This window comes from Paenibacillus sp. BAC0078 (assembly GCF_054483875.1).
Window position 1 is genome coordinate 501,781 of record NZ_JBTLRW010000001.1, and the last position, 23,922, is coordinate 525,702.

The 23,922-nt window shown below is 49.9% G+C and carries 20 protein-coding genes; all 20 read right to left on the reverse strand.

Annotated elements, in window-relative coordinates; all coding sequences use genetic code 11:
- Positions 1–12 precede the first annotated feature (12 nt).
- The 20 genes from ACX1DY_RS02270 to sleB all read right to left on the reverse strand — a co-directional run bounded on the left by ACX1DY_RS02270 (position 13) and on the right by sleB (position 23,866).
- Positions 13–1,128: a C45 family autoproteolytic acyltransferase/hydolase gene (locus ACX1DY_RS02270; RefSeq protein WP_458962573.1), complete on the reverse strand. Its 1,116-nt coding sequence runs from the start codon at positions 1,126–1,128 to the stop codon at positions 13–15.
- Between the two features lie 164 nt (positions 1,129–1,292).
- Entirely contained in the window at positions 1,293–6,269 is a 4,977-nt protein-coding gene (locus tag ACX1DY_RS02275; protein WP_458962574.1) for a rhamnogalacturonan lyase family protein, read from the reverse strand.
- A gap of 309 nt (positions 6,270–6,578) precedes the next feature.
- Positions 6,579–7,151, reverse strand: a complete 573-nt coding sequence (locus ACX1DY_RS02280) for a phosphate propanoyltransferase (RefSeq protein WP_458962575.1) — start codon at positions 7,149–7,151, stop codon at positions 6,579–6,581.
- Positions 7,152–7,569: 418 nt separating this feature from the next.
- A complete protein-coding gene (locus ACX1DY_RS02285; RefSeq protein ID WP_458962576.1) occupies positions 7,570–8,544 on the reverse strand; it encodes a dipeptidase in 975 nt (324 codons plus the stop codon).
- Between the two features lie 142 nt (positions 8,545–8,686).
- Entirely contained in the window at positions 8,687–8,947 is a 261-nt protein-coding gene (locus ACX1DY_RS02290) for a stage V sporulation protein S (RefSeq protein ID WP_019910496.1), read from the reverse strand.
- A 198-nt stretch (positions 8,948–9,145) separates the two neighbouring features.
- On the reverse strand, positions 9,146–9,940 hold the full coding sequence (locus tag ACX1DY_RS02295; RefSeq protein ID WP_458962818.1) for a TIGR00282 family metallophosphoesterase: 795 nt from the start codon (positions 9,938–9,940) through the stop codon (positions 9,146–9,148).
- Positions 9,941–9,993: 53 nt separating this feature from the next.
- The gene (rny, locus tag ACX1DY_RS02300; protein WP_019910494.1) at positions 9,994–11,535 is read right to left on the reverse strand and encodes a ribonuclease Y; all 1,542 of its coding nucleotides are present in this window, start codon (positions 11,533–11,535) and stop codon (positions 9,994–9,996) included.
- 310 nt (positions 11,536–11,845) lie between these two features.
- Entirely contained in the window at positions 11,846–12,580 is a 735-nt protein-coding gene (locus ACX1DY_RS02305; protein ID WP_458962577.1) for a regulatory protein RecX, read from the reverse strand.
- A 116-nt stretch (positions 12,581–12,696) separates the two neighbouring features.
- Positions 12,697–13,761 carry a recombinase RecA gene (gene recA, locus ACX1DY_RS02310; RefSeq protein ID WP_458962578.1) on the reverse strand — a complete coding sequence of 355 codons (1,065 nt, stop codon included), beginning with the start codon at positions 13,759–13,761 and terminating at the stop codon, positions 12,697–12,699.
- Positions 13,762–14,059: 298 nt separating this feature from the next.
- A complete protein-coding gene (locus tag ACX1DY_RS02315; RefSeq protein WP_458962579.1) occupies positions 14,060–15,349 on the reverse strand; it encodes a competence/damage-inducible protein A in 1,290 nt (429 codons plus the stop codon).
- Between the two features lie 55 nt (positions 15,350–15,404).
- Positions 15,405–15,992, reverse strand: coding sequence for a CDP-diacylglycerol--glycerol-3-phosphate 3-phosphatidyltransferase (pgsA, locus tag ACX1DY_RS02320; protein WP_458962580.1), 588 nt, complete (start codon positions 15,990–15,992; stop codon positions 15,405–15,407).
- Between the two features lie 189 nt (positions 15,993–16,181).
- Positions 16,182–16,673: a YajQ family cyclic di-GMP-binding protein gene (locus ACX1DY_RS02325; RefSeq protein WP_458962581.1), complete on the reverse strand. Its 492-nt coding sequence runs from the start codon at positions 16,671–16,673 to the stop codon at positions 16,182–16,184.
- 165 nt (positions 16,674–16,838) lie between these two features.
- On the reverse strand, positions 16,839–17,048 hold the full coding sequence (locus ACX1DY_RS02330) for a hypothetical protein (RefSeq protein ID WP_458962832.1): 210 nt from the start codon (positions 17,046–17,048) through the stop codon (positions 16,839–16,841).
- A 39-nt stretch (positions 17,049–17,087) separates the two neighbouring features.
- Positions 17,088–18,053 (reverse strand): RodZ domain-containing protein, encoded by a 966-nt coding sequence (locus ACX1DY_RS02335; RefSeq protein WP_458962582.1) that lies wholly within the window; start codon positions 18,051–18,053, stop codon positions 17,088–17,090.
- 103 nt (positions 18,054–18,156) lie between these two features.
- Positions 18,157–18,924, reverse strand: coding sequence for a DUF3388 domain-containing protein (locus tag ACX1DY_RS02340; RefSeq protein ID WP_458962583.1), 768 nt, complete (start codon positions 18,922–18,924; stop codon positions 18,157–18,159).
- Positions 18,925–19,122: 198 nt separating this feature from the next.
- Positions 19,123–19,383 (reverse strand): DUF3243 domain-containing protein, encoded by a 261-nt coding sequence (locus tag ACX1DY_RS02345; RefSeq protein ID WP_019910483.1) that lies wholly within the window; start codon positions 19,381–19,383, stop codon positions 19,123–19,125.
- A gap of 117 nt (positions 19,384–19,500) precedes the next feature.
- The gene (gene ymfI, locus ACX1DY_RS02350; protein WP_458962584.1) at positions 19,501–20,268 is read right to left on the reverse strand and encodes an elongation factor P 5-aminopentanone reductase; all 768 of its coding nucleotides are present in this window, start codon (positions 20,266–20,268) and stop codon (positions 19,501–19,503) included.
- Entirely contained in the window at positions 20,268–21,548 is a 1,281-nt protein-coding gene (yfmH, locus tag ACX1DY_RS02355) for an EF-P 5-aminopentanol modification-associated protein YfmH (protein WP_458962585.1), read from the reverse strand. The genes ymfI and yfmH overlap by 1 nt, the downstream gene beginning before the upstream one ends.
- Before the next feature lie 2 nt (positions 21,549–21,550).
- Positions 21,551–22,789, reverse strand: coding sequence for an EF-P 5-aminopentanol modification-associated protein YfmF (gene yfmF / locus ACX1DY_RS02360; RefSeq protein ID WP_458962819.1), 1,239 nt, complete (start codon positions 22,787–22,789; stop codon positions 21,551–21,553).
- Between the two features lie 225 nt (positions 22,790–23,014).
- Complete coding sequence (gene sleB / locus ACX1DY_RS02365) at positions 23,015–23,866, reverse strand: spore cortex-lytic enzyme (protein WP_458962586.1); 852 nt, start codon at positions 23,864–23,866, stop codon at positions 23,015–23,017.
- Between the last annotated feature and the right edge of the window lie 56 nt (positions 23,867–23,922).

A 23,922-nucleotide genomic window follows, 5' to 3' on the forward strand; every position in this document is an offset into this window, starting at 1 on the left:
CCTCTCCAATCGTTACAGGTTAATCATAGTATAGAAGCCTTCCGGAACTTCTTCATAAGGCAAAACAGAATGAAAAACACGGTTCTCACAAAACTGATTTATTTGGAATTTCCTCCAAGGGTTATTTTGCGGAGAGCCAAAGACAATTTCTACCGTTCTGTCCTCAATATCAAAAATAACAGCATGAAGCAGACCGAAAAAACCTTGATAGTAATGACAGCATAAACCATCCGGATAGTTTTTTGTAAGCAGTGTTCTAATCTTTTCTTTTGTCATTTTTTCATTCCCCGAAAAAGTACTCTGAATGAGGCTGTACCGATGTACCGAATTCTCAAGACGGACTTTCTCTTGTGATATCAACTCCGGCAACACAGTGTGGTTTGTAGCGCATATGTAAGCATCCTTGTCCGCCGCAGTCACTGTCTTAGAAGACTTGCTTCCATTCAAGCATTCAAAAAGTGCGATTTTTCCAGTTGAATCTGCTAATAGCAGATTCAGATTATAACCAATAGGCATCTCTTTAAGGCTTACAAGCGCCTGTTCAATATTTTTGCAATTTTCCAAAAGACTGCGAATAATTGACCAGAAGGTTAGGCCGGAAACAGCCGCCTTCAATCCTCCCTCAAAATTTCCTACTGGCATCCCGTTTGAAGACTGGCAGACTGCCAAACCATGCTCATTCATGCCATTTGTACGCCCAAAAATATTACCTAATGTACTTGTATGGGCGTACCTGCCATTGACCCGGGTTGAGGTAAGACATAAATCTTCCATTTCATCATTAAAGTCAAACGTACAAGCCATAAGGGTATGACCATCCTCATTTATCTCAGGCAATGAAGCCATAAGACTGCAGCCACGTTCAAGATAGCTCATTGCATAAAACAACACCTGTCCCGGCGCAATCCCCAGTTTGTCGGCAAACCCCTCGATTTCTTCATTGACACCTGGGCAATATTGATTAAATAAATTCATGATTTCAAGAAGCTTATCTTGTGGAAAGGTGTCAGGTGGGAGCAATAGCTTGTTTATTATTTCCGGCAGTGTGGAGACCCATGCTGCAAGCTGCTCACCTACTTGATAATTTGTACCTGAAAAGTTCATATAAAATGCATCGGTTGTTTTCATTCGATTGTCCTCCTGTTTTTCATAATTATAGCCAGGGGCAACATTCCAGGCTTGATATTTACTGCTATCCTCACAAAAAAGAGACCCCGCATCCACAATTCGGAATGCCAAAGGTCCCTTTCATCCACACTTGCAGCAAAAGCCGAAAATTTTAGCCTGACACCCTATTTTACCGTAACCTTCATCACTGTACTTTCGCTTGTACCGGCGCTGTTCACCAGCTCTGCACGGTATTCATAGACCCCTGCCCTCCGGTCCTTGATGGCCGTAACGGCAGTCTGTGCGTTTGGCGTGTTAGCCGTTAAGGTCTGCGTATCGACCAGCACCCCATTTTCATAGAGCCGGTAGGTTGTGCCATTGGTCCCCCACCATAGATTCATGGTTACCTTATATGTCCCATCGCCGTCCCAATTGTCATTTGACAATACCGGAACAGCCGGGGCTGCATTCGTAACGGTAACGACATGTGGACTAGAGACTGTAGTTCCATAAGAATTGCTCAGCTCCGCTGTGTAGGTGTATGTTCCGTCCGCCTTTCCCGACAGATTGGTCAGTAGGGTCTGCGCCGCAGGAGACTCATCGCTCAGTGCGCGGCTGTCAATCAGCTTGCCGTTCTCGAACAGCTTATAGCTGGTTCCGTTATTGCCCCACCACAGATTCATGGTAATCTGGTAACTGCCATCCAGCAGTCCGGTGTCATGGCCGTTGTTGCTGGACAGAACCGGCTTCCCGGGAACCCCTGTTGCTTTTTGCTGGCTGCCCACGATCTGAATGGCTGGTGCTGGAGGCGCTTCCATGCCTGTGCCGAGATAGAAGCTTGGATGCGGCGGCTGATTGTAGCCCACGTTCTGCCAGGCCACGGCCAGACGGTAGACCGGATCATGCATCAGCGTGCGGATGCGGGTATCGGTCAGATCGGTTGTTGTGTAGATCCGCAGCTCAGTGCTGTCGTTGGAACGCCACATAATTTCCTCGCGCCAGTCTCCGAACAGATCCGCCTGCAGGCCCGGATTGGCTTTTGTCCCGTTGTTCGAAGCTGCCCCCTCCGCCGTCAGCAGATTAACGGTCGTCTGGTTCACATAATCCCATTTGTCCACCCGGTTCGCATCCATCAGCTCCCGCAGCAGATCGCCATCCCACCACACGCCGAAGTTCGTCGAGGTTGGAAGTTTCTTGGTAATCAGTTCCCCCTTCGCGCTGTAGATGCCGGTAACCGGGATTTGCTGCCCATTGGTAATCGTCGCCGCCCAGACCTCTTCACCCAAATAATTCGGATCAATATCCGCCGACATGCCCCGGCCGGTATCAATGCCCGTAAATACACCCCAGAGCGCTTCTCCTGTCGCCGCATTCCGCATTTCAATGCCGTATTTGGCATCCACATGCTCATGCACATCAAAGACCTCAAGGCCCGGTCTGGCCGGGTCCAGATCCCCGAAGTGAATCGCATCGCCGTGGCCCAGCTTCGTATTGTAGAGCGGCAGACCGTCATCATCAATTGCCATCGCCCCGAATGTAATTTCATCCTTGCCATCACGGTCCACGTCGCCTACCGACAGATTGTGATTGCCCTGTCCGGTATACTCCCCATATCCTTCATCGTTGGAATCGAACCGCCAAACCTTGCTCAGCTTGCCATCCCGGAAGTTGTATGCCGCCAGTACAGTTCTTGTGTAATAGCCCCGGCTGAAAATAACACTGGGGTGCTCGCCGTCCAGATAAGCCACCGCCGCCAGGAAACGGTCCACACGGTTGCCATAGCCGTCTCCCCATGCGCTTACATCGCCGCGCGGCGGATCATAATCAACGGTATCCACAGCCCGGCCTGTCAGGCCGTCAAACACGGTCAGATATTCTTTGCCCAGCAGCACATAACCGGAGCTGTTCCGGTAATCCGCCTTGGCATCGCCAATCACTGTGCCCTGGCCGTCAACCGTGCCGTCCGCGGTTTTGAGCACAACCTCCGCACGTCCGTCACTGTCGAGATCATAGACCATGAACGGTGAATAATGCGCGCCCGCACGGATGTTGGGGCCCATATTAATCCGCCAGAGGCGTGTTCCGTCCATTTTATAAGCATCCATATAGACGATTCCGGTATAGCCCGCTTGCGAGTTGTCCTTGCTGATAGAAGGCGACCACAGCATAACAACCTCATATTTCCCGTCGCCATCCAGATCCCCTACACTGGCATCTCCGGCACTGTAGGTGTAGGGCTGACCATCTTTCGTATAATCATCTACAGGCTTCTGCAGCGGCACAGACAAGTATTGCTGCTGCCATACGCCGAACTCCCCGGATGCGGCTTGCTCCACTCCGCCAAGCACTGTCTTCAGAGTATACTTCGAAGCCTTTGTGCCTGCGGCATCCAGGTAATTCGTGCTGCCTGTCAGAACTGAAGCGTTTAGCTTCTTTCCGTCCCGATACAGATTGAAGCCTATCCCGTCAGGATCAAGGCCCAGCAGCCGCCAGCCGATATAATTCCCGGCATCCGTCTTGACTGCCACAGGCGCGCGGTCCAGCTTCTCCATGTCGCGGTATAGCGCTGTTACGACTGGAGTTTCCAGCACTGCTGACAGCTCAGAAATCCCGCCAGCATTGACCGAAGCCACCTTGTAGTAGTATTGAATAGTGCTAAGAATGGTTGCATCCGTATAGGATGCAGTTTTCGATTTGCCTACCAGAGCATACTCTCCTGCTGCTGATTTTGAACGGTACACATTGTACATTTTTGCCCTAGCGACTCCGTTCCAGGTGAAGCTGACAGCATTTTTATTCGTTGATAGCAGCTTTAGACCGTCAGGCACGGCGGCCTTGGCTACTGAGGGGTCAATTAGAGATACCGGCAGCACATTCGAAGCTACTGATTCCAGTCCGGTGTTATCCAGCGCTGTGACTGAGTAACGATATTCAAGCCCAATATCTGCCGTCACATCGACATAGCTTAGCCCAGTGGTTTCACCCAGCAGTTCGGAGCTCTGAGCATCAGCCGCCTGCCGGTACACGCGGTATTTCGCCGCTCCATCAATGCCGCTCCAGAACAGGGAAGCCGTAACCGGGTCACTGTCCAAATCCAGACGCTCCAGCTTAAGACCCGCCGGAGCCAGCATCAGCGGTGTAATTTCCAGCCCGTTGAGATGGGCGGTAGTGCCGCTGAACACCAGATTCATCTGTCCGTCCTTGACGGAAATCTGGCTGTATTCCTTCTCTGCAATGCTGCCTTTGCCGGAGGAGACGGTTCCATAATCCTTGCCTTCAATGGCCACATTCGTTTTAGTCGAACCTGTCCAGTCTCCGGTATAAGTCTTAACAGAATAATAGCCGTTTGGCAGATCCACCTTAAATTCATAAGAGCCGCCAAAATAAATCACAAAATCCCTGCGCAGAGCATCCGTCACGGCACCCCGGTCACGGTCGCTCATCCCTGCACTTGAAACAAGACCATAACCCAGCTCAGGGCTATAGATCACATTTCGGTTCACTTCGGTGTAGCCTTCGGCAACCGGTGCGCCCACAGGACCAAAATCATAGCGGTACTGCGACAGCTTGGTCGCAATCGTTGCCGGATCAGAAGGCTCTGATTCCCCCCGCCCGTTGACAGCGGTCACCCGCACTGTGTAGCTCTGACCTTCAGCCATACCGCCAAGGCTAATAGCTGGAATTGTAGATGTGCCAACAAGAACGTAGGCAGATTCAGCGTCTGAAGCCAGCTTGCGGTAGATTTTGTAGATATCCGCCCCCGCCACTTCATTCCATTTCAGCGTTGCTCCTGCATTGCTGATACCCCCGGCCAGCAGGCCCGCCGGCTTCGCCGGAAGCGCATCAGGCGGTACGATTTCCTTCACTGCGTCAGCAAGTGGAATGTTCAGTTCTGCAATGCCTCCTGCTATCAGACGGGCCATTTGAATAGCCCCATATTCCTGGAAATGGGTATTGTCGCTTGAGCCTTTTGGAAAAGCCGCATACACACCAGGATCAAGGTACAGAAAGACGGAACGTGTCGCTTCAAAACCGATAGAATTATAATAACCGTTACTCCGTGCGCTCAGATCGACCAATTCAACATTCAGCTCGCTGGCCACTTCTTTCATGGCTTGCACATATTCGGGGAAGCTGACATTAAATTTGCCGCTCTCCGTATTGAAATCTCTGCGACCCATCGGTGTTATCAGAACCGGTGTTGCTCCGCGCTGTCTTGCACCTTCTACATAGGTTTTCAGATAATTCTTGTAATCGGCCGGCGAGGCATACCGTTCAGGCACACTGATCGTCGCATCATTATGACCGAACTGCACCAGGAAATAGTCTCCAGGCCTAATCTCCCGGAGAATGGTATCCAGTCTGCCTTCTACGATAAAGGATTTTGAGCTGCGGCCTCCTATTGCTTGATTGTTGAAATTTACCGCCGTGCTGAAAAATTTCCCGATCATCTGCCCCCAGCCAGCCTGCGGCTTCCAATACGGGTCATACGTCTGCACGGTTGAATCCCCGGCTAGATATACGGTCGGCTTCTCACCGGCGGTACGTTCCGGCTGTTTTTTGATCACAAGCGCATTTAGGACAGGTCTTGTTCCGCTGAATACAAAATTCATCTGACCATCCACTAGCGCAATATCGAAGTCCATCTCCAAATATTGTCCTGCCGTCTTGCTCGTCTGCTGCACCTTCTGCATAGATTCGGCTTTGATCGCTATGTCCGTATCCCCGCTGCTGTCACCGGCAATCAGTGATACGGTATAATCCCCATTCGGCAAGTCGACAGCGAAGGCTGCATCCTTAACGGCTACAAAATCTGACCTCAAGGCATCCGCCGTACCTCTGTCCTCCCCGCTTACTTTTGACGGATCAATGAATCCGTATTTGCTCTCGGGAGTGTATGCTGCCCAAGCTTCGACCTTTATATAGCCTTCCGCAACAGCTCCGGGCCCGAAATCAAAAGCAACTTTCTCCCCATCCGGCAAAGGGGCTTGCGGCGTATAGACTGCATCTGTCACTGTGCTGGAGTGAAGAGGAGCTTGCATGGCACTATCCCCCTCCGCCCGCTGTTCTCCATACGCAACCGCCGGAATCAAGGATGAACAAATAATCAGCCACGATAGCAGAACCATTACCATTTGCTTTCCAGCTTTATTTTTTCTCATATTCTACGGATTCACCCGCTTTCTTATTTTAAAAAGCTTCCGCGTTCTTTGTAACCGCTTACCAAATACTAATCGGCAATACGCCTTCACCTCCAACACCTGGATTGTAACCTTGCGAACAGTTTTCCATAAATATACAACTTCGGATCAATACTATCATTTGCCCTCTAAACTGAACATGCAAAAATCAGATCTTTTCATACACAAAACCGATCACTTTGCAGCAAAGAGGAGGATCCTGGTTTCCAGAAAACAAAAAAAAGCGGAGGATTGCTCCCCCGCCCCTTCTTTGCTATTTAAGTATAAAAACTAATCCACAATTTCAGCAGTATCGCCGTTATTGGCACCTGCAGCGTTGGCTTCGTCGGTGTCGATGTGCATATCAAGTGCAAAATTGTCGGATACACGTGCGATTACATTCTCCAGCACAAGGCCGCGTTCGCCGCCCAGACGTACCTTCAGCATTTGCTTGTCGGCAATGCCCCAAGCTTTAGCTTCAGAGGTATGGAAGTGAATGTGGCGGGCTGCCACGATAACACCTGTCTCCAGCTCAACTTCACCGGCAGGTCCTTTAAGCGTAATTCCTGGAGTTCCTTCGATGTGGCCGGATTCGCGGACAGGAGCTTTCACGCCGAGGCTAAATGCGTCTGTGCGGGAAACTTCCAGCTGCGATGCCAGACGGACAGGTCCAAGAATTCTTACTTTGTCAAATTTTCCTTTAGTGCCGATTACAGCTACTTGCTCATTTGCTGCAAATTGTCCAGGTTGGGAGAGCGGTTTGAACTCAGTCAATTGATATCCTGCGCCAAACAACGCTTCCACATGCTCTTGCGTAAGGTGTATATGTCGGGCCGACACACCTACGGGTACAGTCTTGCTCATTGTAATGTCACTCCTTGAATTTTCTCTAGTATCTGTACAAGCCACAGACCATTATACATCTATTTCTTCAAAAATAAAAAGCCCATCGTCACATCACGGGTCCTATTTTTCGACATTTTGTGATTTCGAAACAGGATTGTCATGAAATTGCCACTTGCTTGATCCCGGTAACTATATAAGTTAAACTTTAGATTTTCAAAATGGGGTCTGGTCGTAACTGCGGGGAATGTTTGGACTTCCGGCCGCTGTTATGTTTGGATTTCCAGATTTGAACCGCTATTTGCGGTAGAAATCCAAACATAGATTATGCTTACGATGCCAGCTTTCCTACGGAAAGCTCTCAGGCGGACGCTACCGCTCCGTAAGTATCCAAACTTCCCCTCCGTCACTTCTGCCCTTTTTATTCTTTTTTTAAAGTTCACCCCATAAAGTTAGTAGCTGTCTTCGCAGGCAAATAGTTTGCCAGAAAGCTCTGGGCATTGCCGTAGAGCCAGCCCCTCACATCTTCCTCCGGGTAGTGGCGGAGCAGCAGCTCGGCGAATTCAGCATATTTTCCCGGATGCTCCAGCCCCTCTACCCACGATTCGATACCGTCAAAATCTGAGCCGAACATGATATGCCTGGAACCGCCGAGAGTACAGACATGCTCAATATGACGCAGGACATCCGCTGCCTTCGCATCCCCTCCCTCAGTGACAAACCAGGGCACAAAGGTCAGACCCATTCTTCCGTCCATAGCCACCAGCGCCCCGATCTGGTCGTCGCTCAGATTACGCGGGTGTCCGCAGACAGCGGCAGCATTGGAATGGGAGGCAATGAAAGGACGGTTACTCCGCTCGGCAAGCTCCCAGAACCCCGCAGGTGCCAGATGGGACACATCCAGCAGCATGCCGCTCTCGTTGCACCATTCGATCAGCTTCCGGCCCTGCTCCGTAAAACCGCCATTCCGCTGCTCCAGCACTCCATCCGCCGCCCAATTGGCATAATTCCAGGTTAGGCCAAAAAACCGCACTCCCAGCTCGAAGATTAACTCAGCGTAGAACAGATTACCCTCCAGACCGTCCACACCTTCCAGAGAGAGCATTCCCCAGCCAGAGGATGTAACGGCCATCCCCGCCGCGTCTTCCTTCCAGCGCAGCCACTGCAAGCCTCCTGTGCCCACCACTTTGTCCCTGTAAGCTTCAATTTGTCCCAAAATCCGCTCAAAGCTAAGTTTTCCCTGAACCGCCGACAGGTAGATCGCAAAAACCTGCAGTTCGACACCTCCCGCCAGCAGACGCTCAGAAGTTACGTCCAGACGGTCGTCCTTTCGGAAATCAATATCCGGAGCAGGCTGCAGCTTGCTTAGCACATCACAATGAAAATCCGCCACCCGCATTTTCCCAGTTCCCATTACCCGATCAGCCCCGCTTTCTTTTGGCCTTTGTCGTTACCCGCCATAGCCTACTCCAAAGCTTATGCTGCAATTCTCCATATGAAACCAAGCAAAAAACCTGTTTACCGAAGTAAACAGGCTCATCCTGAAAGGTTATCTGCTATCTAGGCTCTACAATAAGCTTAATCGCGGTCCGATCCTCCCCATCAATCACTATGTCTGTAAAAGCTGGGATGCAGATCAAATCGACACCGCTAGGTGCAACAAATCCCCGGGCGATGGCAACGGCTTTGACTGCTTGGTTCAGTGCTCCGGCTCCAATGGCTTGCAGCTCGGCCGATCCACGTTCTCGAAGAACACCCGCTAGTGCGCCGGCAACGGAATTAGGATTGGATTTAGCTGATACTTTTAATACATCCATAGTAAGTACCTCCCCTGGGAAAATGATGGTGTTCTTCCACTACTGTAGATGTTATTCGCGAGCGAAGAAATAATTCCTTCTTTTTGCGGACCACTCCAGAGAAATTTGTGCAAAAGATACTCTTTTTCGATATAAAAAAAATCACACTTTACCCAAAACTAACGATTTCCTCAAATGCCCTGTATATTGCCGCTAAACCTAGTCCATCACCCACTCATCTTCGCGCAGCCGAACCTTCTCCATACGTGTTGCCTTGCCCGTAGCTTCATCAAGCTCGACGAACAAACCGTTCAACTGCCACTTGCCCTCGTCCACCACAAATCTTGCCGGAAGCTGAGTTGTAAATTTGTAGATCACTGCATCCTTTTCCATACCCAAAATTCCTTCTCTTGAACCAACCATCCCGGCATCTGTCAAATATGCGGTTCCTCCCGGCAGGATAACCTCATCATTGCTTTGCACATGGGTGTGCGTTCCTACTACAATCGAAGCTAACCCATCCATGAAATAACCCATGGCAATCTTCTCAGATGTTGCTTCTGCATGAAAATCCACAAGAATACACTTAGTCTTCTGCCGCAGCTCTTGGACAATCTCTTCACCCATACGGAAAGGATCATCAATCGCCGGCAAAAAAGTGCGGCCCTGCAAGTTGACAATCGCCAGCTGCTTGCCATTCGCCTTGATCACCGTATACCCACGCCCTGGCGTTCCTGGAGGAAAATTGGCCGGGCGAATGAGCCGCGGCTCGTCGTCGATAAACTCAAAAATGTCCTTGTTGTCCCAGGTATGGTTGCCCATCGTAATGCCATGAACACCCCAATTGAAAAATTCATTAGCAATAGCCGAGGTAATCCCTCTGCCGGCAGCAGCGTTCTCCCCATTGGCGATAATGATATGCGGCTGATATTTATTTTTCAGGGAAGGCAGCATTTCCCGCAGCGCTTTTCTGCCTGTATTCCCACAAATGTCACCAATAAATAGTACTTTAATGATATTCTCCTCCTGAAAGAAAAAAGGCCCCGCGGAGGGGCCGATTTCCTTAGTTATTTAGCATATTCAACTGCCCGTGTCTCGCGGATTACAGTGACCTTGATATGACCCGGATAATCCAGCTCACTCTCGATCATCTTCGTAATGTCGCGGGCCAGACGGAATGCCTCAGCATCATCAATCTTCTCAGGCTGCACCATCACGCGAACCTCGCGGCCCGCTTGAATCGCATAAGATTTCTCTACGCCTTCGAAGGATTCGGAAATCTCTTCGAGCTTCTCCAAACGTTTGATGTACGTTTCCAGGGTTTCGCGGCGAGCGCCTGGGCGTGCGGCCGACAAAGCATCGGCTGCTCCAACCAGCATTGCGATAACCGAAGTAGCTTCGCAGTCTCCATGATGGGACGCGATACTGTTGATAACCACTGGATGTTCCTTGTACTTCTTCGCCAGTTCAACGCCGATCTCAACGTGCGAACCTTCCACTTCATGATCCAGCGCCTTGCCGATGTCATGCAGCAGTCCGGCACGTTTTGCAAGCACGATGTCTTCCCCAAGCTCACCGGCCATAAGTCCAGTCAAATAAGCAACCTCCATGGAGTGCTTGAGTACGTTTTGACCGTAGCTCGTGCGGAATTTCAGACGGCCCAGAATTTTGATCAGATCCGGATGCAAGCCGTGAACGCCCACCTCAAAGGTAGCCTGTTCTCCGTACTCGCGGATCCGCTCATCCACTTCCTTGCGGGATTTCTCCACCATTTCTTCGATTCGAGCCGGATGGATACGTCCATCAGCAACAAGCTTCTCAAGTGCCGTACGGGCCACTTCGCGGCGAATCGGATCAAAGCCTGACAGAATAACAGCTTCCGGCGTATCATCAATAATGAGATCAATACCAGTAAGAGTTTCCAGCGCACGAATATTGCGGCCTTCGCGGCCGATAATCCGGCCCTTCATCTCTTCATTAGGCAGCGTTACCACGGAAACAGTTGTTTCTGCAACATGATCAGCCGCACAGCGCTGAATGGCCAGCGTAATGATTTCACGGGCCTTCTTGTCCGCTTCCTCTTTGGCCTGCTGTTCAATTTCCTTGATCATCTGAGCGGTTTCGTGGCGAACTTCCTGCTCTACATTGCTGAGGATGATACTTCTGGCATCATCAATACTCAAATTGGAGATACGCTCCAGTTCAGTAACTTGGTTCTTGTAAATAACATCAATTTGCTGTTGTGTTTCGTCAATTCGTTTCTCTTTGTTAGCCACTTGTTCTTCTTTTCGTTCAAGCGATTCCATTTTTTTATCCAAAGACTCTTCCTTTTGCAGCAAACGTCTCTCTTGCCGTTGGATTTCATTCCGACGTTCACGAGTTTCTTTCTCAGCTTCGGTACGGATTCTGTGGACTTCATCCTTAGCTTCAAGTACCGTTTCCTTCTTCAGCGCTTCCGCCTCTTTCTTCGCGTTCTCCACGATGACTACGGCTTCCTTCTCAGCACTGGAAATTTTAGCTTCTGCAAGGGATTTACGAATAAAATAACCGAATCCAAAGAATAATGCAGCTACAACGAGAACGATTATGACCCAGATCGCAGTATGCATCTGTTCACCTCCTCGTTGGTTCCTCCAAGGACTATCCTTGGGAATTTGTGCAGTTGTTAAACTAATCCGTTCATCACCATACAAAAAACCGGTAATACACCGATTGCCATACTGCACATGCTGCACATGCACATTGCCCGCCTTATACGGCGATTACATTTCATATGAGTTGTACGCGAACCGCATGGGTAAGATTCTGCTTTTTGGGAAGGAAAAAGGATTCTTATTCTTATGCAGATTCATGTTATATTTTATTATTTATAAAAAGACATTGTCAAGAGAGTCGATATGCGCATTAAAGTCAAGAGAATCAGTCAGGAAAGTAAATCTCTTCCTCTTCCCCTTCAAAATCCTCCTCTTCACGCAAAATATTCAGCACCTGCCGCACCATATCCCCGGAAAATCCCCGCCGCATGAGAAAGGCTCCTGTCTTTCTCCGCTTGTCATTGACATCCCCGCGAATCAGGCTCCATTTCTTCCGCCCAGTCTGCAGAGCGCTCTCCAGCTCCTGCTCGGGAGTAATATTCTCTAGCGCCTCGGAAATCAGCGTCTTGTCGATTCCCTTTTCACGCAGCTCCTGGCGTATCCACAGCTTTCCCTTGCGCTGATTCGTTATCCGCTGTTCCGCCCACTGCTTGGCATATAAGGGATCATCGAGAAAACGTTCCTGCTGCAGCCGCTGCAGCACCTCGGCAATAATAGTCTCTCCTATTTCCTTCTCCCGTAAACGGCGCTCCATCTCCTGGGCTGTCCGCGGCTTGCGCTCCAGATAACGCAATCCCTCCACATAAGCCCGCTGGCGTTCGTCGGCTACAACAATTTCCTCCAAATCGGCCTTCATAAAAGAATTTCCGGTAATCATCCGGTATTTAATCATGACATCCTCATGAACAGTCATGTTGTAAGCGCCAAAATGAATGATATAGCGGTGGTCAGACTTCTTCTGACGTTCCACTCTTGTAATCTCAAGCAACTGGTCTGCCGGGAAGTCGGCCAGCGCCTGATCTTCCTGCTCTTCAGGCTCGGGGTTTAGTTGTATTACCATTGCTGTCTGTCACCTCATTGATACATAAATTTCCGTAAAGTTATTTTTTTTATGAAAAAACGCCCTGCTATGTTCAATCACAGGGCGCCTTCTAAAATTAAAAATCAAATATCAAATTATTCGATTTCAAGCAGCAGATTTTCTTCTTCCTCTTCCTCTGCCGCTATCTCGGCTTCAGTCGGTGCAGCCACAAGCGTTGACAAATTGCTTGCTTCACGGATCTTGTTCTCAATCTGCAGAGCAATCTCCGGATGTTCCTTCAGGAACTGCTTGGAGTTCTCCCGACCTTGACCAAGACGCTCACCATCGAAGGAATACCAAGCGCCGCTCTTATTGACGATATCCATTTCCGTACCGATGTCAACAAGACTTCCTTCCTTGGAAATCCCTTCACCATACATAATATCAACATCCGCTTGCTTGAACGGAGGAGCTACCTTGTTCTTCACAATTTTGATCTTCGTACGGTTACCCACAACATCGTTGCCCATCTTGATGCTCTCTACCCGCCGTACATCCAAACGAACGGAAGAGTAGAACTTCAATGCCCGGCCTCCAGGCGTGGTTTCCGGGTTACCGAACATAACACCGATTTTCTCGCGGAGCTGGTTGATGAAGATGGCAATTGTGTTGGACTTGTTGATCGCCCCGGACAGCTTCCGCAAAGCCTGGGACATCAGTCGGGCCTGCAAACCTACATGGGAATCTCCCATGTCGCCTTCAATTTCCGCTTTCGGTACCAATGCTGCCACTGAGTCAACAACAATGATGTCTACCGCGCCACTGCGGACAAGCGCTTCGGCAATTTCCAGTGCCTGTTCACCAGTGTCTGGCTGGGACAGCAGCAGTTCATCAATGTTTACGCCGAGCGCATTTGCGTATTTAGGATCGAGCGCATGTTCGGCATCAATGAAGGCAGCTTGTCCGCCTACCTTCTGTACCTCTGCAATAGCATGCAGGGCAACGGTCGTCTTACCGGAAGACTCCGGTCCATATACTTCAATAATACGTCCTTTGGGAAGTCCGCCAATACCCAGTGCGATATCAAGTGCCAAAGATCCGCTAGGTACGACCTCCACTTTCATGTGATTGGATTCTCCCAATTTCATGATGGAGCCTTTACCAAATTGTTTTTCTATTTGACGAAGCGCCATATCAAGCGCAGCACGACGATCTGACAATCAGACCACTTCCTTCACTGTTTATAGTAATATAATAGCGTGTTTTGGAGGTCTTGCCAAGCTTTTTTCGAACATACATTCGTTTTTTTTTGTTTCCCCGGTTAATACTCCCTTTTATTGTAAGCCTCCTTCAAGATATGGAACTATAGCAGAATACCCGGCCACCGGAAATCTTGGAACCCTTTCTGAAGGGCCCGCTGCGGGCGAAACTATATAGCAGACAAACAAAAAACCGCAGCAAAGATCTCTCAGTGCCACGGTTCTTCCGTATAGATGAATTATATACCGGACCAGAAGGTTATTGCAAGGCTGACCCCTCAAGCGGGGTTGCTACCTTACGCTCCTCCAGCCTGCGCCAGAGACGGTACAGCAGCGCCTTGACGGTCCGAAGGCGGATGTTTTCACGTGTTCCTTTGAGATTAAGCTCATATACCTCCGTAGGGCGGCCTCGTTCGGCCAGACCGACAAATACAAGACCTACAGGCTTGCGCTCCGAATACCCCGGACCGGCGACGCCGGTAACAGATAATCCAAAGTCACTGTCGGCTGTCATCCTCACCTGGTCCGCCAGCACTTCCGCCACCTCGCGGCTGACCGCGCCGGGAGCGTTCGGGCCCTCCAGTAGTGCGGCAGGCACATTCAGCAGCTTTTTCTTCATATCATTGGAGTAGCAAACGATTCCCCCGGCAAACATAGCGGCGCTGCCTGGTATATTCGTTATGCTCTCCATCAGCAGGCCGCCCGTACAGCTCTCCGCCGCACTTAAGGTCAAGCCTGCATCCGCCATCCAATCAACAATTAACTGCTCCAGCGGGACATCTATGTTGGCATACATATGCTCCGGCAGGATCTCCTGAATGGTCTTCTCCAGCACGTCCAGCTTCTGCATAGCCTCGCGTTCAGAAGGGGCTTTGGTGGAGATACGAACCGTCACCTCGCCCTCCTTCGCATAAGGCGCTATGGTTGGATCACTCTGGCCCCGGATCAAATCAATCAGCTTATCCTCAAGCAGCGATTCCCCGATGCCGGCGAATTTAAGCATCTTGGAGTAGATCGGCATTTCATTCGTCAGCGCATGCTGCAGCAGCCAAGGCTTGGCCTGCTCCGTGAACATGGGCTTCATTTCCCGGGGCGGCCCCGGAAGAACGATGTAATATTTACCCTCCTCTTCAAGAGCAAGACCAACAGCAAGGCCTGTTGAGTTCGAAAGCGGCGTTGTTCCTTCGATTATAAGTGCCTGCTTGCGGTTATTCTCAGTCATCACAATCTTCCGCTCGTCAAAAAAGCGCTGAACATGATCCATCGCAAGCTGGTCAATATGCAGTGAACGGCCTAGGGACACAGCCAGGGCATCTTTGGTCAGGTCATCCTCAGTTGGGCCAATTCCGCCGGTGAACAGAATAACATCCGCACGGCTGCGGGCAATTTCAATCGCCTGCTGAAGGCGGCTGCTGTTATCTCCGACAACGGTCTGAAAGTAAACATCAATTCCCAGCGCCGCCAGCTCTACAGATAGGAACTGGGCATTGCTATTAACAATCTGTCCGAGCAAAAGCTCTGTGCCAACGGCAATAATCTCTGCTTTCATAAACTTACTTTCTCCTCCTGGGTGTAGAGTAAACAAGGAATTCCACTCTTTATGCTTAGGCGTTATGAAGCTCAAGCAATTCCTTATTCTTCACGAAATAATCAATTCCGGAGATAATAGTGATGACCGCCGCTGCCCAGATTGCAATATCGTCCACAGGAATGCTGACGAACTGAAACGGGAAATTATTGAGCAACAGAAGTGAAATCGCAACAATTTGCACCACTGTTTTTAACTTGCCCCATTTGCTGGCAGCAACCACTTTTCCTTCAAGCAACGCAACCTGCCGCAGTCCGGTTACCGCAAATTCACGGCTGATAATGACGATGGCGATCCAGGAATCGCATCTGCCCAGTTCCACCAGGGAGATCAGCACTGCGGAGACGAGCAGCTTGTCCGCAAGCGGATCGAGCAGCTTGCCAAGATTGGTGACCATGTTATATTTCCGGGCTATGTAACCGTCTATACCATCCGTACTGGCCGCAAGCAAAAAGATTACTGCTGCGATCAGATGGTTAAATGAAAGCTGAAAAGATCCCCAATGTATCGGTTCCGGATAAAAGCTGAAATTCACCAGCAAAAAGAACATCATAATCGGGATAAGACAAATACGGGCAAGCGTAATGCGGTTGGGCAAATTCAACAGAGGTTCCTCCCTTGATCCATACGAATCCGATATTCACAAGTAGAAACGGCTGCACCGTCCATAGAAGGACGGTATCCGTTTCAGCGAGAAATATAAGGATAAAGTATGGCGTGAAACTTATACTTTCTTATATTTCGAAAACACCCCGCGGAAGAGAAGTGCATCAGCACTGCGGGGTACAAAAGCTTACTTTAAATTGTTAAACTGCAGGTCCAGCGGCAAATCGGCTTTCCGCAAAAGCTGGATAATTTGCTGCAAATCATCGCGGCTCTTGCCGGTTACGCGGATTTGATCACCTTGTATTTGACTCTTCACCTTAAGCTTGGAGTCGCGGATCAGAATGTTGATCTTTTTGGCATTTTCATGATCAATTCCTTGTTTGAGGCCGAGGCGCTGGCGTACAGTTCCAAGCGAAGCCGGCTCGATTTTGCCAAAATCCAGATTCTTCAGCGTAATGCCGCGTTTGACCATCTTCGACTGCAAAATATCAATGACCGCATTAAGCTTGTATTCGTCCTCTGAAGCAATAATAAGCGCATCCTTCTCCAGCTTCAAGCTGCTCTTGCTGTTCTTGAAATCAAAGCGGTTATCAATCTCTTTCTCTGTTTGGTGAACCGCATTCGTCAACTCCTGCATATCCATCTTGGATACGATATCAAATGAACTTTCCGAACTCATTACTCCACGTCCTTTGCTAACAATTATTCTGTTCCTATTATATGAGAAAGCAGCTCTCAAGTCTAATTATGAACTGGAACCGGTTATATCGTAAAACATATAAAGTCTTATCTTTCCAAACAAAACAGCCCCACAATGTGGAGCCATTCTTGTTAAGCAGGCGGGCTATTGTCTGCTGCGCGCAGGAGCCCGGAACATACCCAGAATCCCAAGCAGAACATGCGCCAGTCCGAACCCTAAAATTCCATAACCCCAGGCACCCGGTATCAAATAGTACCCAAGGAGACTGACGATGATACCCAGTGCTGTTATGATCCAGCTAACGGTCATGAGCGAATGCACCCCGCTTTGGCGTAAGAACTGTAAATCATTCATAGGTTCTCCAAAATACCAAAGCCTATACTTCAAGCGCACTTATGGGGTAGTGACGTTCTCCTGGGTCGGTGTAGCATTGTCCTGTGTTCCTGTACCTTCATCCAGTTCAAGGAGGAGGCGGGAGGAGCTTTTGCCATCAGTGATAACTTGTCCATTAACTGTTATTTCCGTAGCAGGAGAATATCCGGATTTGATATACATCCCTGCACTGTCAAGAGTAAAGGTCAGATTGTCACCGGCTGCCGTATTGCCGAAGCTCAGCTTCTCGCCTTTGGAGTTTACGCCCTTGTAGACCTCAAGCCAGCTCACCCCGGTTGCGGCAATCTGAACCTGCACCGCGCTACCGGCAGGAGCAGTAACCTTGAACACCGTCGTTTTGCCCGATTTCCGGTCCTGCGCAACCGTAATTCCTCCTTGTGCTGAAGGCGACGGAAGCGGCGTTGATGAAGGAGCAACGGTTGTCTCAGGAGTAGCTGTAGCGGTATCCGTCGATGCCGAAGCTGAAGGAATTGCTGCTCCGCCTCCTGCCGCCGTCGGCGATGGCTTCACCGCCGAAGGGTCCTGTGTCGCAGCGGTCAAGTTGGCTGTATCGGTTTTATTGGGATCAGACTTGTTCATATTCGAAGAGGCATACCAATAAATAACCACAATAATCAATACAGGAAAGGTCCACATCAGAAGCGTAGGCAGCCACTTCGCATTCCGTTCGGTTTCAGGCTTGCGGCTGCGCTTCTGAATAACAGTCTCCATTGTGGTATCTTCCGGAGGAGCAGCAGCAGGTACGCTGCCATGTTCCTCTATCAGCTCATCGGGATTGACACCGACCGCCTCTGCATAGGTTTTGATGAATGCCCGGACATAAAAACTTCCCGGGAGCACCTTATAATCCCCCGCTTCGATGGCTTCCAAATATTTTTTGCGAATTTTCGTTACTTCCTGGACATCATCAAGGCTCATCCCTTTCTGCAGACGCGCCTCCTTCAAATGCCGGCCCAGTTCCGACATACCATCACCTCCTAAAAGTTTTGTGAGCATAGCTGCTTGATTCGCTTCGTACAAAACTCGCTTCGTAAGCATAAGCTAAGTTTTGTCAGTATAACTTGTGTTACTATAGATCATCACTGTAGCTCGTCGTAAACGAGTCGTACAATATCTCTTCGCTGGGTGTGTTACGCAGCTCGATAATGATATCAAAATCATCATAGGTGTAGCCGGATTCCCGCACAAAAATATCCGGGTGCTCGATCACCTTCGTGCTGGGCATGTTCATCACATGCTGCAGCAGGTTGTAATGCTTCTCATTGGAGCGGATCGTGCTGACAATACCGTCAATGATGAACACATTATGCGGATTCATCTCATCCTCGGCAAGCTGGCTGCGAACCGTTTGCCGCAGCAGAGTCGAAGAGACAAAGGTCCAGCGTTTCATGGCGCAGACGCTGCCGGCGATAATGGATTCCGTCTTGCCGACACGGGGCATGCCGCGCAGGCCAATGACCTGATTTCCGTCTCTCTTAAAAATCTCACCAAGGAAATCAACCAGCAGCCCAAGCTCATCCCGCGTAAAACGGAAGGTTTTGCGGTCATCCGAATCACGGTCAATATAACGGCCATGCCGGACGGCCAGCTTATCCACAAGCCGTGGCGAACGCAAGGCCGTAACCGTTATATTATCTACTTTTTTGAGCATCTCGCCCATCAGCATGATCTTCTCATCGTCGCTGGTTTCCAGCAGCATCCCACGGGTTTTGCCTTCTACCCCGTTAATGGTCAGGATATTGACCTCCAGCATTCCAAGCATTGAAGCGATATCACCAAGCAGACCGGGTCTGTTCTTATGTATCTTATACTCCATATACCATTGTTTATATTCCACGATTGCACCTCATAGATTCCTTTTCCCATAACTTTGCTATACGTCAAGAAGAAACGGTTATGCCGTCCAAAAGGACGGCATCCGCAAAGTGTTCTGAAACACGGGTCATGTTAATGATATATAAAATGAAATTGAAAGGCAAGTTCACCTCTGTAATAATTGCAGAAAAGCTCCCTCAGAGGGAGCTTATTCCGCATGCTATGCGTTTTTCTTCGCCAGCTTGACCATGAGGGAAGCAATGGTGTGCTTCTCGTCATCCGTGCCGACATCCCACAGCTCTTTGATCGCCCGGTTGGAATAGTTCCCCGGATCAACTTTTTTATCAAGGAATTCCCCGATTTCAAAAGCCAGCTTGGAAATGGTCTCTTCACTCATCCCCATTTTCTCAGCCTGAATGACCCGTTCACCCAAGAAGCTTTTCCAGGTATCAAAGTTTTTCACTACGGAGTCTGTTGACATCTTAAATCCTCCTCAGAATGTTATTGATTACGTGAGATTTAAAAGCAACAGTTATAATATGTCTCGACCCGGACGTTCTTATGCTGGAGCATTTCTCCAAGCAGCACATGGTAAGCTTCAGGTAATCCATCCGCCGTTCGGACTGATGATCTGCCCGGTGATATAGCCGGATTCGGGGAGTGCGAGAAAATACACCAGCGAGGAAATTTCTCCAGGCGTAGCCAGACGTCCCGCCGGAATCTCCTCCTCCAGCATGCGCATTTCATCCTCCTGCAGATTGGCCAGCATCGCCGTATGAACCGCTCCCGGTGCTACGGCATTGACCGTAACCCCTGAAGGGGCCAATTCCTTAGCGAGCGCTTTGGTAAAAGCATTCACACCGCCTTTGCTGGCAGAATAGGCCACTTCGCAGGAAGCGCCGGAGATGCCCCAGACGGAAGAGACATTGATGATCCGTCCGTAGCGCTGGGAGATCATATAGGGCATGAAAATCTGGCTGCACATAAAGGTGCCCTTCAGATTAACTGCCATGATATCATCCCATTCCTCCTCCGTAACATCGGCAAGCATGCCGTAATGCGCCTTTCCGGCATTATTCACCAGAATATCCGGCTGCATGCCGCTGCTCTCAAGTCTTTCCGCCATACGCTCAAGCTGGCTGCGGTCTTTCATATCCGCCGCCACCGTCATTACCTTGGCCCCAAGCGCCATACAGCGCCGGGCAACATCATTCGCCGCTTCATGCGAGTTCATATAATGAATCACAATATTCATTCCTACGGAAGCAAAACGCTCGGCAATCGCACCGCCGATTCCCCCGCTGCCTCCGGTAATAAGCACTGTCATTTCCCCGATTGGCTTGCTGTTCTCTCCCGAAAGCGCCATTAAGGACTCACCACGAGTGACACGGCCAGTTGTTCCCAGTCCACATGCGCGCGCAGGCGGGCATTGACTTCTTCAAGCGTGATCGCTTCGTACAGCGGGAGCACTTCGAACAGATCTCCGCCACGGAACTGGTAACGTGTGAATTCATGGGCGATGCTCTCCGGCGAGTTCAGCATACGGAGATAGCCGCCGATTTTCTTTTTGCGGGCACGCTCGAAATCCTTCTCCGCAAAGCCCGATTCAAGCACAAGATTAATCTCTTCCTTGATCCGCTTGAGCAGCAGGTCCGGGTCCTTGGTATCCCCGCCGATGGCTGAAAATGCATATTGCGGTGAACTGTTGAATTCATGCCCGAAGCTGTCAGAGATGAGTTCCTCGTCATAGAGCTTCTGGTACAGCGACGTACTGCTTCCCAGCAGCAAATCAAGCATCAGCTTGGTCGTCAGATCGCGGCGTACTGCTGCTTCTCCGGTGAGCCCCTCCACCTTCTCCTTAAATCCGAAGAGGAGCTTCGGCATCGACACAGCCAGCTTGGTTTCCTTCACTTTGGTAGCCACCTGAACCGGCTCTTCCTCGAAGAGGCGCTTGATCTCACCCTGCTTGCCGTAGGATTTGGCTTTCTGATTGCTGCGTACCAGCTCGAATACCTTTTCCGGCTCTACGCCGCCAACCACAAACAGCAGCATATTGCTGGGATGGTAAAAGGAATTGTAGCAGGTGTACAATGTTTCTTTGGTGATTGTTGCAATGGACTCGATGGTTCCGGCAATGTCGATATGAACCGGATGTTTGGCGTACATCGCTTCGATCAAGCCGAAGTACACGCGCCAATCCGGATTATCCGCATACATATTGATTTCCTGGCCGATAATCCCCTTTTCCTTTTCCACATTCTCATCGGTGAAATAAGGCCGCTGCACAAAATCCACAAGCGTACTCAGATTGGTCTCGATGTTCTCTGTAGCAGAGAAGAGGTAAACGGTCTGATCAAAGCTGGTAAAAGCATTCGCTGAAGCCCCATTAGAGGCAAAAGTGGCAAAAATATCGCCTTCCGGCTCCTCGAACATTTTGTGCTCCAGAAAGTGGGCTATGCCGTCAGGCACTGTCGTTTCTTCGCCGCCCGCAACCTTGAAGTGATTGTCCACAGAGCCGTATTTGGTGGCAAAGGTCGCATAGGTTTTGAGAAAAGCCGGCTTCGGCAGCACGTACACCTGCAGGCCGTTATCCATAACCTCGTGATAAAGTGTCTCTTGAAGCTTCTCGTAATGGATCTTTTCCACCGCTATTCCCCCTTCCCTGTCAGGAAATAAATCGTATCCAGCTCGAATGTGCCTGCCGCAGCCTTCACATCCTCCGCTCCCATGCCATCCACCTGGGTAAGCAACTCCTGTGCAGAGCGGTCTTTTCCGGACAATTGGCGGTTGAAATCAAAGGAGATCATTTCAAAAGCGGAATCCTGGATTTCGGAAAGCAGATTGCGGATCATGGCTTTGGTCTGGCTAAGCTCCAGATCACTGATATTGCCGGCCTTCAGCTCATCAAGCTGTTTGCGGATAATATCCACCGCTTTGCCGTAATTCTGCGTTTCAATTCCCGATTGGATCGTGCCAATGCCTTTATGCCCGTCATAACGCGAAGAAGCGTAATAAGCCAGACTCTCCTTCTCGCGCACATTGACAAACAGCTTGGAGTGCGGATAGCCGCCCAGAATGCCGTTATATATCAGGGCAGAGGCGTAACGGTCGTCCTTATAAGTGATTGAAGTGCGCAATCCCATATTGAGCTTGCCCTGGTTCACATCGAGCTTCTCTTCGACCGTCCGGACTTCAGCAACCGTTACCGGTGTAAAATCCGCGGAATAGGCGGCAGTTTCTGTATGGGCACGGCCAAAATGGCGGACCACCAGCTTCTCCACTTCCTCCGGCGTTGTGTCACCGACCACATACAAATCCAGTATGGCTCCGTTCAGCCATGAATTATAGGACTTATACAGCGATTCCGGCGTAATTCCGTCAAGATCGGCTCTTTGGCCGAGCGGATGCAGACGGTAAGGCTCCTTGCGGCACATTTCCTCGATGCAGCGCTCCGCTGCATAGCGGATTTTATCATTAACGATTGAATCCAGCTTCTTGCGCACCGTCTCGCGTTCTGTAGCTACATAGGAAGCGCGAAAGCTTCCATCCTCCAGCAGTGGCCGGGTTAATACCTCTCCGAGAAAAGCAAAGGATTCACCAAGAAGGCTCTCCTTGCTCTGCACGAAGGAATCATTGATCGTATCCATGCGGAATTGAACAATCTGGTAATCGCCTCTTTTGTAAATGTCAAAGCCGAATCCGGCACCGTATAACTCCTCCAGCCGTTCACGGAACTGGGTTGTTTCCGGGTAAGCCGATGTGCCTCTTCGCAGCACGAAGGGAACAAGAGCCGTAGAAGTAACCGTACTCTCATCGAGTGGAACGCCGGCATAAAGTGAGATGGCGAATGTCTTAAACGCCTTTGTCGGCAAGACATGAATACGCATGCCTGCAGCGCTGCCATGTTGAAATCCATTATTTGTCAAGTCCAAAACTCCTTTACGGCGTGGATAACTGCAATATAAGCTGATCTTAAGAAGAGGGCAAGCCGAATTCTTAAGTTCACTCTCTATACAACAAGTTTATGAAGTATTATCCATTCTAAACCATTCCAAAGTAAGGAAGCAACCGGAAGGAACATACCGGTTGCTCTAAGGCCCACGTATTCATGGTTACATGCAGAAAATATGCTGTCCAATCGTCTTCACTTGCGGACGGGACCAGATCCATTTGGAGGTGGCCGTCTTCGGATTAAAGTAGTAGATGCAGCCGCCCGAAGGGTCCCAGCCATTGAGTGCCTGCTGCACAGCCTTACGGGCTTGTTCGTTGGGTTCCAGATAAATCTGGCCGTCAGCTACCGCCGTGAAGGCGCCTGGCTGAAAAATCACACCGGAAGGCGTATTTGGAAAGTTGGGCGATTTGACGCGGTTCAGAATTACGGCAGCAACGGCGACCTGACCTTCGAAGGGTTCCCCCCGCGATTCTCCGTACACCGCGTTCGCCATAATCTTCAGATCATTTTCAGACAGCCCCATAGTGTTGCCGGAGCTCAGCTCCGCTGTGTTCGAGGTACCTGCATTAGCATTGTTACCGCCTGTATTATTTGCCGTTTCGGTGGGCGGCTCTGTCGGCCGCCAGGCTTTTGTGGCATTATACAGCTTGAGCTTTGTTTTAGCGCCTACAACGCCATCTGCCGGCATGCCAAATTTCCACTGGAACCAGGTTACCGCATTTTTGGTCTTGCTTCCAAATTCACTGTCTATGGCTCCTGCATAAAATCCGAGATACTTCAGCCTTCCCTGCAGCTCATAAACATCCTTTCCGGAAGAACCCAACTGAAGCGGAGTTGTTCCGAAAGCGGGCAAAACCTGCCCCTCCGGTACAGTATTTTCCTTCATACCAGACGCGTTATTTAGCTGATTTGCGTAGACTACGCCATGTTCCTTAACGAACGTGCCTGCAAACGGCGCTGCCGCCAGCGTAAGGGTTAGCGCGGCAATTACCCACTGCTTATGCTTTTTCATAAGGGATCGCTCTACCTTTCTCTTGTAAGTTCTGCATGGATGGATAAAGTTATTAT